General features: G+C 67.8%; 12 protein-coding genes and 1 pseudogene. 5 read left to right on the top strand and 8 right to left on the bottom strand.

What is annotated here, in order from left to right; all coding sequences use genetic code 11:
• Positions 1-83: 83 nt before the first annotated feature.
• The 3 genes from ABGB17_RS31295 to ABGB17_RS31285 form a co-directional block, all read right to left on the bottom strand.
• Positions 84-590, bottom strand: coding sequence for a GNAT family N-acetyltransferase (locus ABGB17_RS31295; RefSeq protein WP_347636308.1), 507 nt, complete (start codon positions 588-590; stop codon positions 84-86).
• Positions 591-673: 83 nt separating this feature from the next.
• Positions 674-892, bottom strand: coding sequence for a DUF397 domain-containing protein (locus ABGB17_RS31290; protein ID WP_347636303.1), 219 nt, complete (start codon positions 890-892; stop codon positions 674-676).
• The gene (locus tag ABGB17_RS31285; RefSeq protein ID WP_347636299.1) at positions 883-1,710 is read right to left on the bottom strand and encodes a helix-turn-helix transcriptional regulator; all 828 of its coding nucleotides are present in this window, start codon (positions 1,708-1,710) and stop codon (positions 883-885) included. The genes ABGB17_RS31290 and ABGB17_RS31285 overlap by 10 nt, the downstream gene beginning before the upstream one ends.
• A gap of 458 nt (positions 1,711-2,168) precedes the next feature.
• Between ABGB17_RS31285 and ABGB17_RS31280 the strand changes: the two genes are divergently transcribed.
• Positions 2,169-3,164 (top strand): LuxR C-terminal-related transcriptional regulator, encoded by a 996-nt coding sequence (locus ABGB17_RS31280; protein WP_347636295.1) that lies wholly within the window; start codon positions 2,169-2,171, stop codon positions 3,162-3,164.
• 250 nt (positions 3,165-3,414) lie between these two features.
• Positions 3,415-3,921 carry a hypothetical protein gene (locus ABGB17_RS31275; protein WP_347636291.1) on the top strand — a complete coding sequence of 169 codons (507 nt, stop codon included), beginning with the start codon at positions 3,415-3,417 and terminating at the stop codon, positions 3,919-3,921.
• Between the two features lie 72 nt (positions 3,922-3,993).
• Here the strand turns inward: ABGB17_RS31275 and ABGB17_RS31270 are convergent, their stop codons facing one another.
• Both ABGB17_RS31270 and ABGB17_RS31265 read right to left on the bottom strand, forming a co-directional pair.
• A complete protein-coding gene (locus tag ABGB17_RS31270; RefSeq protein WP_347636287.1) occupies positions 3,994-6,405 on the bottom strand; it encodes a pentapeptide repeat-containing protein in 2,412 nt (803 codons plus the stop codon).
• On the bottom strand, positions 6,389-9,100 hold the full coding sequence (locus ABGB17_RS31265) for a metallophosphoesterase (RefSeq protein ID WP_347636283.1): 2,712 nt from the start codon (positions 9,098-9,100) through the stop codon (positions 6,389-6,391). The genes ABGB17_RS31270 and ABGB17_RS31265 overlap by 17 nt, the downstream gene beginning before the upstream one ends.
• Positions 9,101-9,179: 79 nt before the next feature.
• On the opposite strand from ABGB17_RS31265, the gene ABGB17_RS31260 reads away from it, so the two are divergent.
• A complete protein-coding gene (locus tag ABGB17_RS31260) occupies positions 9,180-9,848 on the top strand; it encodes an SLATT domain-containing protein (protein WP_347636279.1) in 669 nt (222 codons plus the stop codon).
• A gap of 128 nt (positions 9,849-9,976) precedes the next feature.
• Here ABGB17_RS31260 and ABGB17_RS31255 read toward each other — a convergent pair.
• The 3 genes and pseudogenes from ABGB17_RS31255 to ABGB17_RS31245 all read right to left on the bottom strand — a co-directional run.
• Positions 9,977-10,110 (bottom strand): annotated as a pseudogene (locus ABGB17_RS31255) (response regulator); the annotation flags it as partial.
• A gap of 1 nt (position 10,111) precedes the next feature.
• Positions 10,112-10,519: a peptidase inhibitor family I36 protein gene (locus tag ABGB17_RS31250; protein WP_347636275.1), complete on the bottom strand. Its 408-nt coding sequence runs from the start codon at positions 10,517-10,519 to the stop codon at positions 10,112-10,114.
• A 397-nt stretch (positions 10,520-10,916) separates the two neighbouring features.
• Positions 10,917-11,327 (bottom strand): ATP-binding protein, encoded by a 411-nt coding sequence (locus tag ABGB17_RS31245; RefSeq protein ID WP_347636271.1) that lies wholly within the window; start codon positions 11,325-11,327, stop codon positions 10,917-10,919.
• A gap of 146 nt (positions 11,328-11,473) precedes the next feature.
• Here ABGB17_RS31245 and ABGB17_RS31240 point away from each other — a divergent pair, with 146 nt between their 5' ends.
• Together ABGB17_RS31240 and ABGB17_RS31235 are read left to right on the top strand one after the other, a co-directional pair.
• A complete protein-coding gene (locus tag ABGB17_RS31240) occupies positions 11,474-12,298 on the top strand; it encodes a helix-turn-helix transcriptional regulator (RefSeq protein ID WP_347636269.1) in 825 nt (274 codons plus the stop codon).
• Complete coding sequence (locus ABGB17_RS31235) at positions 12,289-12,486, top strand: DUF397 domain-containing protein (RefSeq protein WP_347636266.1); 198 nt, start codon at positions 12,289-12,291, stop codon at positions 12,484-12,486. Before ABGB17_RS31240 ends, ABGB17_RS31235 begins: the two co-directional genes overlap by 10 nt.
• Positions 12,487-13,314: the final 828 nt, after the last annotated feature.

Genomic DNA, 13,314 nt, shown 5'->3' with positions numbered 1-13,314 from the left:
ACGACCCGTGCGGGCCGGGTCCTTCCGCACGCCGGCGTCTCCCGGAGACCGCGGCGGACACGGACCGTGTCCCCCGCGGGAACTCAGAGATCGCGCCGCATGCAGACCCTCGGCCACCGGTCCAGCCCGAGCTCCGCCTCGCGCCGCCGCCGGGCCCGCAGCCCCGGCGTCAGCTCCGCGTCGTCCAGCCCCCAGAACCCGCACCGCTCGTAGTACGGCGCGTTCCACGGCACCCGCGTGAACGTGATGAGCGTGAGCGCCGGCATGCCCGCGGCCTTGGCGTGATCGGCCGCGTGCTCGATCAGCGCACGCCCGAGCCTGCGCCGCGCCGCCGCCGGATGCACGGACACCTGCTCCAGGTGCAGGTTCCCGTCCACCTCCTCCGCGATCAGGTAGGCCACCGGCCGGTCGTCCTCGTCCACCGACACCCAGGCCCGCCCCTCGGCGTGGAACCTCGCCAGCACATCGAGGGGATACGGCTCGTCGTCCGCCACCGGCCCCATGCCGAAGCCACGGAAGGCCTCCCCCGCGGCCCGCTCGATCTCCTGCAACAGGGAAAGCTCCTCGGCGGTGGCGACTCGAATGCTCATCGGCACATTCTCACCCTGGGACCGGCCCATGAACAGTGCTTTACCCGCCTCAGCCCGCTGCTACGGCACCCCCGCCGCCCCGGTCAGGCGGACAGCTTGCAGTTGAAGATGAAACGTCCGACCTTGAGGTCGTCCAGGAACTGGGACCACCCCGCCGGCGTGGTCACCACCACCCTCGCGCTCGGCCGCTTGGAGTCACGGACCGCGACCACGCCGGCCAGATTGCTCGCCACCTCCACGCAGTGCCCCCCGTTGTCCCCGCTGAACTTGGATTTGTACCACTCTGCCGTGCTTAAATCCATTTGTCGGCAATTTCCTCGATTAATTTCAGCGAAAGCGACTGTGGCAGCGCCTCCGCTCGGATGGCGTCGTACCGGGCGGTGAGCAATGCGATCAAGCACCGTTCCGTCACCGTCCGCCCCTCGGGTATCGAATCCACATATACCGCGTAAGGCGCGCCACGCTGTTCCGCTATAACAAAAGCGGCAAGCAACCCGGGAACCGCTTCGGCCGCAAAAGGTACGATTTGTATGGTTACCTTGGGATGCCGTGCGATTTCCAGAAGATATGTCAATTGTTCACGCATCACGGCCGCCCCGCCGATGGGCCGCCGCAACACCCCTTCGTCGATCATGCTGAGGATGGCCGGCGGGTCCTCCTGACACAGCAGGTTCTTGCGCTGCATCCGCCCGTAGACCCGCTCCTCGACCTCCTCGGGCGCGATCCCCGGCGCCCGCTCGAACACCCGCCGCGCGTACGCCTCCGTCTGGAACACCCCCGGCACCAGCAGCGGATCCCAGATCTGCAGCGCCGACGCCCGCCGCTCCTCCAGCGTCCAGTTGCGGAAGTGCTCGGGAACGGGCGGAGGCGGAGGCCATCCCTCCAGGTGAAGGCCCGTGAACACCCCTTCGAGCCCGAACGCCTTGTCGCACCGCCGCGCGAAGTCGTCGCTCGGCGTCCGCTTGAGGTTCTCCACCGCCCCGATCAGGCTGCCCGAGAACCCGATGCGCCGCCCGAGTTGCCCCTGCGTGAGCTTGGCCAGCAGCCGATGCCGCTGCAACTCGTAGGCGAAGCGGGCCCGGGCGGAGTCCTCAGGGTCGATCCTCGTCATGTGCGGCATGCCCACTCCCGCGTCGTGCGGGGAGACGCCGTCGCCGTGGCCCGCCCACGCAGGCGTTACTCCCCGATGTGGTCGGACGGTTACCCAAGGTAGTGGATGCCGGTGGCCGGGCGGCGGCGAAATTCGCGGTCCCGCCCCGCCCGAATCGCCCCTGGTAAACACCCGATCGCCTTGACCGGGAGTTTTCGCCGCCTGGTCAACGCGTCCCGCGCGCCCGCCCCTGCCGCGCCAAGGCCTCGCCGCCGCCCCTGTTATAACCAACCCGCATCGCCGCAGGTGACACGTCCGCCCCTCAACTTTCCGCAGGCGGACGGTCGTTCCTATCAAGGATGAATGATCTCTAAACGACACCGAATCCGGAGAAATGGGTGACGAGGCCTGCTGTTGTCAGTAAAGCTCGCTGGTGGCCCCGTTCCGGGGCAGAGTCCGCAGACGTCACGGCAACTCCTGGAGGGCGAGTGTCCGTTCCCCGTTCGAGCATCGGCTTCTCACCCGAGACCGCCGCCGCGCTCAGCCAGGCCGACCGGGGAATCCGCAGCCGCATGGGCAACCACCACGCCCTGTTCGACTATTGGCGCTTCGCCATGAGCACCCTGTGCACGGTGAACGCGTTCTACGTCGGCTTCTACCGCGAGGGCAGGAAAATCGTCTATCCGTACACCTTCGACGACACCCTGCACACCGAGAAGTACATTTGGCCGGAGGTCTTCCCCTACGGCCCCAAAGGCCAGGCCGCCTGGATACTCCAGCACCGCCGCCCCTATGTGTACTCCTTCGACAACGGCCTCCTCCTCCGCCACGGCGTCGCCTTCGGCGACGAGAAACGCATGTCCGCCGACGCCGTCACCATCCCCGTCTACGAGACCCCCGAGGCCGGCTCCTCCGTGATCGGCCTGGCGTCCATCCAGGCGTACAAGCCCCACACCTACACCGACGAACACGTCCGCGCCTTCGAGTGGACCGCCCGCTCCGTCGCCACCGTCCTCAGCCGCGAACGCGAGGACGCCCTCAACCGCGCCGAACTGGCCACCCCCGACCCCGCCTCCGAGTCCGAACGCCTGTCCGTCGCCGACGTGGTGCAAGACGTCTCGGACCGCCTGCGCGCCCTCCACCGCGACATCTGCCGCGTGGAGGAAGCCCTCCCCGGGGACCGCCCCGACCTCGCCGCCCTGGTGACATCGCTCCGCCACCGCTGCGAACAGACCCAGACCGAGACCATGGACATCATCGCCAGGCCGTCCGTCCACGCCGAGACGCTGCTGAAGTCCCTCTCCAGCAAGGAACGCGAGATCGCCCTCCTCATCGCCCACGGCGGCATGACCAACAGGGAGATCGCCGCCCAGGTGTTCGTGACCGAGTCCACCATCAAAGGCCACGTCTCCAGAATTCTCCGCAAACTCGGAGTAGAACAACGCTCGGGTATCGCCGCCAAGCTCAGCCAATTCACCGAGTAGCCCCGGCGTGGTGAGCCCGGCCGATGTGTCACCAGAGGTTCACCTGTGTTCACCCTCCGACACAGGGTAGTACTAAGTACTGACGCCGCCTTCCGAAAACCCGTCCCGGACACCCCGGCCGACATCAATCAATCGCTATATCGTCCTATAGTCATAAGGGAGGGATTTGTCTGTAGCTGGCTGGCTTTTCGGGTCGCAAGACCCGGGGGGAAGCCCGTTCCAGGTACGGACGCGAGCCGAGGAGCTCGACATGGAAGGCCTGACGATAGCCATCCTCGCACTGACACTGTTTTCCACAGTGACATTCGGCTGGATGACCAGGAGGGGAAACCTGGCCCAGGCCCCGGTCACCGCCGAATTCCGACTGCCCCCGCAAACCGCGGCCCAGATCACTTGTCAAGCCGCCCTCACCACAAAGGAACGACTGACCCGAGACCCCGTCCCCATAATCCGAACCTCCGACGGATACCACGTGGAGATCGCCTGCCCCGCCGGCGTGATGACCTTCGACATCATCGGACCGATCGACTCCCAAACCTGCCGAGTGGTCGCCCGCGCCGACGACCTCACCCAAATAGGCCTCCCCGACATCGGCGGAATCGGCACCCCGTCAACCGACGTCCTCCACCTACGCATAGGAATGCCCCGCAACGCCGCCAAACTCATCCGCCGCCGCCACCGCGTCTTCCGGGCCCTCACTCTGGCGTCGTCGCGAGGCGCGATGTACGGCGACGTCCCGTGGGTCGCCCACGTGTGACCTGTAACCGCCGGCCGGCGCCGGATGCCGCACTCCGCCACGGCATCCGGCGCTCGCCCCTCTTGACGGCGATCACCGGTGGGTGTCCTCCTCGACAGGGAGCCGTTCGACCCCGTGACCGTCGAGTTCCCCCGGCTCGAACCTGCACAAGCCCGACACCCACCAGAAACGGCCGCTGCTGTTTCCGCGCATGCGGTACCGATGCTCACCGTAGATCGCCGCCCACCCCTGGTCGGGCAGGCCGATGAGGATCATTTCTGCATGGTGGTCGCGCACTTCGGTGAGGGCGTCCAAGCGGAGAATGAGCACGGTGCCGTCGTGGCTTGCGGTGGTGAGGTGGGTGCCGTCGGGAGAATAGGCCACGGCCCGGACCCAACTGGTGTGACCCGTGAGGGTGTGGAGCAGGGTGCCGGTGGCCGGGTCCCAGATTCGTACGGTCTGGTCGCCGCTTGCGGTGGCCAGGTGGGTGCCGTCGGGGGAGTAGGCCACGGCCAAGACTGCGTTGGTGTGGCCGGTGAGGGTGTGGATTGGGGTTCCGGTGGCCGGGTCCCAGATCCGTACGGTCTGGTCGTCGCTTGCGGTGGCCAGGTGGGTGCCGTCGGGGGAGTAGGCCACGGCGTTGACCCCGTTGGTGTGGCCGGTGAGGGTGTGGATTGGGGTGCCGGTGGCCGGGTCCCAGATCCGTACGGTCTGGTCGTCGCTTGCGGTGGCCAGGTGGGTGCCGTGGGGGGAGTAGGCCACGGCCCAGGCTGTGGCGGTGTGGCCGGTGAGGGTGTGGAGCAGGGTGCCGGTGGCCGGGTCCCAGATCCGCACGGTCTGGTCACTGCTCGCTGTGGCCAGGTGGGTGCCGTCGGGGGAGTAGGCCACGGCCCAGACTGTGGCGGTGTGGCCGGTGAGGGTGTGGATTGGGGTGCCGGTGGCTGGGTCCCAGATTCGTACGGTCTGGTCGTCGCTTGCGGTGGCCATACGGCTGCCGTGGGGGGAGTAGGCCACGGCGTTGACCCCGTTGGTGTGGCCGGTGAGGGTGTGGATTGGGCTGCCGGTGGCCGGGTCCCAGATTCGTACGGTCTGGTCGTCGCTTGCGGTGGCCAGGTGGGTGCCGTCGGGGGAGTAGGCCACGGCCCAGACTGTGGCGGTGTGGCCGGTGAGGGTGTGGATTGGGGTGCCGGTGGCTGGGTCCCAGATTCGTACGGTCTGGTCACTGCTTGCGGTGGCCAGGTGGGTGCCGTCGGGGGAGTAGGCCACGGCCAAGACTGCGTTGGTGTGCCCGGTGAGGATGTGGCCGGTGAGGGTGTGGATTGGGGTGCCGGTGGCCGGGTCCCAGATCCGTACGGTGTGGTCGTCGCTTGTGGTGGCCATACGGGTGCCGTGGGGGGAGTAGGCCACGGCCCAGGCTGTGGCGGTGTGGCCGGTGAGGGTGTGGATTGGGGTGCCGGTGGCCGGGTCCCAGATCCGTACGGTCTGGTCACTGCTTGCGGTGGCCAGGTGGGTGCCGTCGGGGGAGTAGGCCACGGCGTTGACCCCGTTGGTGTGGCCGGTGAGGGTGTGGAGCAGGGTGCCGGTGGCCGGGTCCCAGATCCGTACGGTGTGGTCGTCGCTTGCGGTGGCCATACGGCTGCCGTGGGGGGAGTAGGCCACGGCCCGGACCCAGTTGGTGTGGCCGGTGAGGGTGTGGAGCAGGGTGCCGGTGGCCGGGTCCCAGATCCGCACGGTCTGGTCACTGCTCGCTGTGGCCAGGTGGGTGCCGTCGGGGGAGTAGGCCACGGCCCGGACTGCGGCGGTGTGGCCGGTGAGGGTGTGGATTGGCGTGCCGGTGGCCGGGTCCCAGATCCGTACGGTTTGGTCCTCGCTTGCGGTGGCCAGATGGGTGCCGTCGGGGGAGTAGGCCACGGCCCAGACCCAGTTGCTGTGGCCGGTGAGGGTGCGCAGCACGGTGCCTGTGGCTAAATCCCATAGTTGTGCGTGGTTTCCGGCCGCTACGGCCAGGACCGCTCTCGTCGGATGCCATGCGACAGCGAGCGCGGCGGCCGCCCCAGTCTGAATTTGCAGACGAGGACGTTCATCAGGCAGCGCTGTGCCCCATCCCGTGAGGCTTACATGCTCGCTGGTGCGCATCGCTGTGGCCTTGGCGCGATGCCAGGTCGTTCCCGCTAAGGCGGCGTCCCGCAGGTCGGCGCCGATCAGGGACGCGCCGTCCAGTACCGCGCCGGTGAGGTCGGCGCCGGTGAGGTCGGCGCGGTCGAGAACCGCGCCGACCAGACGGGCCTGCGCGAGGTCGGCTCCCCGTAGGCGAGCTCCGGTTAGACGCGCTCCACTGAGATCCGCGCCGCGGAAGTTCGCGCCGTACAGATTCTCGTCCGGCAGGAAGACCTCACCACGTAGATTCTCCCCCGCGTAGTCGAGCAGTCGGGTGCCGAGGGCGAGGCCGTGGTCCTGGAACTCGCGTAGCAGCGCGCGCGCGTTCCGCTTACGCCAATCGCTCATCTATCCCCTTTTCGACGTTCCTCTTGGAGACGTTCCGTGTGCTGAGCCTGGACAGCCAAGCAGTGACGTGCTCCGGTGCGATGTCTCGGAGGAAGCGGGCGGTCAGGCCGGTGAGCTGCGCGTCGCCGAGCACCTCTTCGCCGGCCCGGAGCGACGCGGCGATGCGGACGGCGAGCAGGTACTCCCAGACGGACTGGTGGGCGAACTTCCACCGTTGCCCGTCCACCCGCAGCAAGGTCCGGCTGCCGGTGATCTGCGCGGCCTGGTCGACGGTCAGCTTGTGTGCAGGAAGGTCGATAACTTTCCGTGCGGCATCCTGGAGTGCGGTCTCGTTGACGTCCTGTTCCCCTGCTCGCCAGATCCGCAGGGCGATCTCCTCCAGCACCTCTCTCCGCTTCTCGTGGGAGACGTTGCTCTCACTCATCGGATCGAGTCGTACCGCCTCCTCGCCGAGCCAGCGGCCGACCAGCCGGTCGTAGAGGTCCGCGGCGGTCACCACCTCCTGTCCGGCAGCCGCCTTGATCTCGCGGAGGTCCAGGTCCTCGACGATGAAGGACAACATCCGAGGTGTTCTGGCCAACTCGGGCAGGTTGTCCACCGCGGCGAGTGCGGTCATCCACTCGTGGGCGAGCGCCGCCGGGTTCGCCTTGCCGCCCAGTTCGAAGTACCGGGCCAGGAAGGCTCGCTGCTGCTCGGTATCGAAGGGTTCGAGCAGGTGGACGCGCCGGTTGTGCACCGTCTGGAGGTCGGCGAAGAGCTTGCTGGTGACCTGGTCGGTACTGCGGAAGTGGCTCGGCCGCGTGGTGAGCAGGATCTTGGCCCGTCCCTCCATGGCGTTCAGGAACGTGTGGAGCTGGGCCGCCGCGTTGTCGTAACCGACCCGGACGGCGAACTCGTCGTAGCCGTCGATCAGCAGGGCCAGGGTGCCGGCCTCCAGGCTGTGCCGGAAATGGCGGAGGCGGAAGGTGGAACCGCTGGGGATGAGCACAGCCGACACCATCTCCTCCAGCGTCTGCCGTTTGTCGCGATCCCGCAGGTAGATCACGATCGGGGTGATACCGAGCCGGTCGTTGGCCAGCATCTCGTGCGCGAGCCGCCGGACCAGGAAGGACTTCCCGTAACCGGCGTCGCCGAGGATCAGGATGAACCGCCCGTCCTCGTGGAGCAGCTCCTGGTACACCGTGGCCCGCAGATCGCCGTGGACGTCGGGCTGGGCGCCGCCCCACCGGTCGATGTCGCGGTAGCGCTGGGCCTGGTAGAGCTCCTGCCGGTACAGCTTGTCCCCGGCGAGGGCTTGCCTGAGCCATTCCCGGTAGGCGCTCGCGTCGAGCAGGTCGGTGTACTCGGTCCACGTCTTGACCAGGATGCCGTTCTTGCGTGCCTCGTCACGCAGCGTCGGGTCGTCCGGGCCGCAGTGCACCACGATGCGTTCGGGCTGGTGATGACGGACGGGGTCGAACACGCGCCGGTCGAACTCGCCCAGGATCGCCGCGTCCACCGGGCCGTCCACGATGCCGATGTAGCGCAACGGCCGGCCGGCGGTGCTGGCCATCAGGTAGTGCAGCGGCGGATCGCCGATCGTGCGGACCTGGACCAGGGCCCCCTCGCCCAGGTCCCGGCGTGTGGTCAGCTCCACCTGGGCGACGAAGTCCGCCGTACGTCCGCCGTAGCCCTGGCGGATTTCGTGCCGTGCGTCCTTCTCCGGTTCCGGCCTGGGTTTACGCCAGCCTGGCACGCCGTGCCGGATCGTCACCTTGGTGCTGCGTCGCTCCGGGTCGGCCCGAAGGTCGGGGATCCACTCCCGCTGCCCGTCCCACTGCCGTGCCCAGCGGGTGACGGTCCGGGGCCCCACACGGAAGATCTGGTACTGGTTCGGCGTCTCCCCCGGCCGCCAGTCCGCGGTGACGGCGGCGGAACCGGTGGCCAGCACCAGCGTGCCGTCCGGTAACCGGTCCTCCTTGCCCTCGTGGGTGTGGCCGTGCAGCACCAGGTCGATCCTCCCGTGCAGGATGGCGCCGAGGCTCTCCTCGTCGCGGAGGTTCTCGTTGTCGGCGTCGGCTTTGCGGCGCGCGTTGTGGTGCAGTACCGCGATCCGCAGCATGCCCTCCAGCCCGCCGAGCTCTCTGGCGAACCAGCGGTACTGCTCGTCGCCGCACCAGCCGTAGTGGTCGTCGTCCCGGTGGCTCTCCATGATCGTGGAGTTCATCGCCGCGACGGCCACCCGCAGATCCTCGAAAAGATGCAGCCGATAGGGCCGCTCCTCGGTGAACGCCGTCGGGCCATGAAGCCGGGCGACGAAGTCCTGATAGTTCCGCCACTTCAGGCTGTAGGGGACGGATGGTTCCTTTTTGCGCGCCCGGCAGTCGAAGAAGTAGGACTCGCTCCACGGCCAGCTCACGTCGTGGTTCCCGGGCACGACCACCACGCGTTCGCGTGCCAGTCCGGTGACGGCCCTGATCTCGTCGATGAAGGCGAGTGCCTCGGCGAACTCGTCCTCGTCCGCCCGTTCGGTGATGTCGCCCGAAAGGATCATCAAGTCGGGCTTCGGTACCTTCTCGACGGACGTCAGCCGGTCCAGGTCGCGGATAAGACTCCGGGAGAGCGAATCCTCTGTCCCAAATCGGTGGTAATTCCCGAATTGCGTATCCGAGACATGAAGGATTGTCGCGCTTGGGGGGTTGTTTCCCGTTGGCACCGTTTTGTGTCCTACCTGGCCGACCGTTATTCCGTTGAGGAGCTACTGTGAGGCCATACTCGCATAAGGAGGGAAACGGGTGCCTGGTCATTCCCCCGACAAGCTGACTTCAGTCCCTCTCGCTCCCCGGCGCAGGCGCCGCTGGGGGCGGGGAGATCTCCCTCCGCTGCCACGGCCCGAGGTGGAGCAGTGGGTGGACCCGGGAATGGCGCTGGACGACCTGCGGGACTGGGCGGAGGGGCGTGCGCTTGAGCTGATCGACTGGTACGCGCGGGACAAGAAGGTGCGGCGGGTGGCGTCGCGGGCTCTGCGGGCGGGGGCCGTGATGCTGGCCGTGGCGGGTGGCGTGTCGCCGTTGGTGTTCCGGGAGGGGGCCGGGGCGAATCTCGGGTACGTGTTTCTGGCGTTGGCGGCGGGGTGTGTGGCGTTCGATCACTTCTTCGGGATCTCTTCAGGGTGGATGCGGGACATCGCGGCGCTCATGTCGCTGCGGGGACGGCTGACGCGTTTTCATCTGGACTGGGCGGCGTGGCAGGCGGAGGGAACCGGGCCTGATCGGACCGCGGGAGGGCTGGCGCTGATCGACGCGCTGGTCACGGACGTCGTGCGGATCTCGGAGAGAGAGACGGCGCAGTGGATCGCGGAGTTCGACAACTCCATGGCGTCGCTCCGGCAGCAGTCCACTCCGGCGGTCACGTCGACCTCCGATCTGATGACGTGGAGCCGCAAGGGTGATCTGTCGGCCTAGCGGTGGTGCGGGCGAAGACCCAGGTGCGCAGCAGGAGGAAGCGCAGGCAAGTGGTGGCGAGGTTGGCGGCCGTCAGTACGCCGAGCTCCAGGGTGCGGCTGGGGAGTGGGTGAGCGTGTGGAGCGGGGCGAGGACAGCCGCGCCACCAGTTCCTCCGAGCTGAACGGCTTGACCACGTAGTCGTCGCCCCCCCCGCCGTCAGCCCCGCGATGCGGTCCTCCACCGAGTCCCGCGCTGTCAGGAACAACACCGGCACGGCATTGTCACCGCCAGAGGATGCAGAAGGAGGACACTCGATCATTGAATGTGTTGTAACCGTAGAACGAGTTGTCCTGGTTGTAGATCGGCACGTAGTCGAGTCGGGAGAATCCTCCGCCGGTGGGCACGAGAACGTACTTCCCCAGCCAGTTGTAGTGCTGATACAAGACCAGAGTCATGTCGGTGTAATTAATCACCGATGACATCGTGTCGTTGATCGGCTTGTCCAGGTTCTCGCAGGTGGTTGCGTTATCCCTGGTCAGCTCCTTGAACGTGTACTCGAAGTTCTTGTAGAAGCAGGCGAATTTGTGGAAACAGTCGTCGGGGGCCGCGTTCGCCGGAGCCGCCGGGAGGAGTACGCCGCCGACGGCCAGAGCTGCGGCTGAAACGAGGTTGAGCAGGCGTGATCGCACGGCAGAACTTCCTCTCGTAGTTGGGGTCGTACGTTTCGACGAACTCGCGTGGCGCTTTGACGCCTGAAGAGAGGCGACGCCACGAGACGCCGCGATCCCGCGGAGGTCCTTCACGGTCGCGGACAAGGCGTCATGCGGGGCGCCCCGCCGACGGGGATCGGCGACGTCTCCGCCGATCGCGTCGTCACTTGCTCGCGGCCCTGTCCAAGAGCATCCTGCCCGGCGGCAGTGGACTTTCAGTAGATCGCGGGCCGGGGGGACGACGTGACCGGGAACTCCTCATCCACTGCGGTGACGAGTCAGGGCCGATGGCAGTGCTGAGAGGGCCGGCGATCACGTCGGAGGCCGTTCGCCGCCGTCCTTTCGCCTACCTGGACCTCGCTGCGAGTGCGGGACTTCAGCGCGGAGCGCCCGGACGGGAGACGGGCAGCTCGCACCAGACGGCTTTCCCGCCGCTCGGCGGGCGGCGGACTCCCCACCGGGAGGTGAGGGCGGTGACGATGTGGAGCCCTCGGCCGTTCTCGCCGTCCCAGGTCGCCGGAGCGAGGACCGGGCATCCGGGGTTTCCGTCCCAGACCTCGATGACGAGGGTGGCGAGCGTGCGGAACAGCCCCAGGTACACGACGTCCAGTCGGGGCGCGTCCCGGGAGTGGCGGGGCGGGGGGACGGTGGCCGCTTTGGTGGCGTTGGTGACCAGTTCGGAGACGATGAGCTGGGCGTCGTCGGAGTGGTGGGGCAGGTGCCATTCGGTGAGGGTTTGGTGGACGTGTCGCCGAGCGATACCGGGGGCGGTTGGCAAAACGGGCAATTCCCACCACATTGAATCTACTGCCGCCCGCATGACGTTTCCTTTCGACGTTTTATCGATCCGCCTCACCTGGGGGTATTCAGCGTCGTAAACTGCGGGGGAAGGCGTCGTCCGTACCCACGCAATGTGAGTGCGGAGTTTCCCCCGTGAGCGTCTGTGAGGAAAACGTGAGCGGTAATCGAATGACGGCCCTGGAATTCTTCGCAAGGGAGCTGCGCCGGGCCCGGGAGACGGCCGGGATGAGTCAGGCGCAACTCGCTACGGCGATCGTCGGCTACTCCGCCTCGTTCGTCGCGATGGTGGAAACCGCCCGCAGGGTCCCCAAGCCGGACTTCGCGCAGCGTTGCGACCAACTCTTCTCCACTGACGGCATCCTCGCTCGCCTGGCGGAGGATCTCGTGTGCCGGGACATGCCGCCGGAGTGGGTCGGACAGTGGCTGTCGATCGAGGGCAACGCGACATCGTTGCTGTCGTACCAGCCGCTTGTGGTGCCCGGATTGTTGCAAACCGAGTCATACGCGCGAGAGGTTATCGCGACCTCCGGTAGAGAGTTCGCGGTCGAAGAACAAGTCGAGGCACGGCTGGAACGGCAAGGCATATTGTCCCGGCTGAATCCGCCGATGCTGGTGGCCGTCATGGACGAGGGCGTCCTACGTCGTCCTGTCGGCGGCGCCAAGGTGATGGAGGAGCAAATCACGCGCCTTCTGGAAATGGCGGAGCATCCAAGGATTCTGATCCAGATTGTGCCTTTTGCGGCCGGTGCTTACGCTGGACTCGCCGGTCCGTTCGTCATCGCCACAACTGACGACAGGGACGTCGTCTATGTGGACAGTGCGTTCAGCGGGGACACCACGAAACGCTCCGAGGACGTCGCCACCATGAGGCGCCTGTGGGAGGCGGTGCGGGCTGAGGCGCTGCCCAAAAGGAAGTCGATCGACCTGATGGCGAAGGTGGCCGAGACATGGACATGACCGAGATGCACTGGCGCAAGTCGTCCCACAGCAGTGGCAATGGCGGGGACTGCGTCGAGGTCGCGGGAGCGCCTGGGGTCGTCGCCGTACGGGACAGCAAGGACCCAGGGCGCGGCATGCTTCGTGTCCCCCCTGGTGAGTGGCATCGATTCCTTGGCGCGGTGGGTCGCAGCAAGCTCGACGGCTGACGGCCACCGGCTGACCGCCGTACAAAGGCGCCGGATTCGCCGTACCACGTCCCGCCGCGTCGGCGCCGTTCGAGTGTCTGGAGAACGGGAGCGGTGGACGGGGCGCAGCCGCGCTTGGCGCGCTAGCCGTGCCGGGCCGCGTCGCGTCGGCCGTGCCGGGCCGCGTCGCGTCGGCCGTGCCGGGCCGCGTCGCGTCGGCCGTGCCGGGCCGCGTCGCGTCGGCCGTGCCGGGCCGCGTCGCGTCGGCCGTGCCGAGTCGGGCCGTGCCGAGTCGGGCCGTGCCGCGTTGCGTCGGCCGTGCGGGGCCGCCTCGCGTCGGCCGTGCCGTGCCTGGTCGTGTCGGGCCGGGCCGCGCCGGCCGGGTTCGCCGTACCCGTGCCGCCGATGGAGAAAGCGCTCCTGCGGCGGCGCTTCCCATGAGGCCGTAGCGCCCTGCGGACGGAGGGCGCGCCGCGCGAGTGACGCGCGGCGGCTGGGGGAGGCGCGTCTCGCGGGGAGGGGTGTCTGGCGGGCGGTACGCCCGCAGGGCGCGGGGTGGATGTTGCGTGCGGCCGTGGCTGGTGGGGGTTGAGTGGGCGGGTTCTGATGGAGTGGGCAAACTCAGGCGGGTGGGCAATGACCACAGCAGCCGAAGTCGGGGTTCAGAGGTGATTGGCCGGAAAGTTCCGGTTGGTGGGTACGCCGGTGGGCCGTCGTATGGTGGCGCCGGTTTCGGCGTACCACGTCCCGCCGCGTCGGAGCCAATCCCGAGAGACGGCTGGGAGAGGGGAGGGTGCCGGGAGTCGGGAGACGCTGGGAGGGGGAGACGGCTGGGAGAGGGGAGGGGGG

This window comes from Sphaerisporangium sp. B11E5 (genome assembly GCF_039871875.1).
Classification (GTDB): domain Bacteria; phylum Actinomycetota; class Actinomycetes; order Streptosporangiales; family Streptosporangiaceae; genus Sphaerisporangium.
This window is presented reverse-complemented; position numbering and strand designations above follow the sequence as displayed.

Bases quoted from the DNA above. Each gene is read 5' to 3' on its own strand.
- ABGB17_RS31295 (WP_347636308.1), bottom strand. From the start codon at position 590: ATGAGCATTCGAGTCGCCACCGCCGAGGAGCTTTCCCTGTTGCAGGAG.
- ABGB17_RS31290 (WP_347636303.1), bottom strand. From the start codon at position 892: ATGGATTTAAGCACGGCAGAGTGGTACAAATCCAAGTTCAGCGGGGAC.
- ABGB17_RS31285 (WP_347636299.1), bottom strand. From the start codon at position 1,710: ATGCCGCACATGACGAGGATCGACCCTGAGGACTCCGCCCGGGCCCGC.
- ABGB17_RS31275 (WP_347636291.1), top strand. From the start codon at position 3,415: ATGGAAGGCCTGACGATAGCCATCCTCGCACTGACACTGTTTTCCACA.
- ABGB17_RS31270 (WP_347636287.1), bottom strand. From the start codon at position 6,405: ATGAGCGATTGGCGTAAGCGGAACGCGCGCGCGCTGCTACGCGAGTTC.
- ABGB17_RS31235 (WP_347636266.1), top strand. From the start codon at position 12,289: ATGGACATGACCGAGATGCACTGGCGCAAGTCGTCCCACAGCAGTGGC.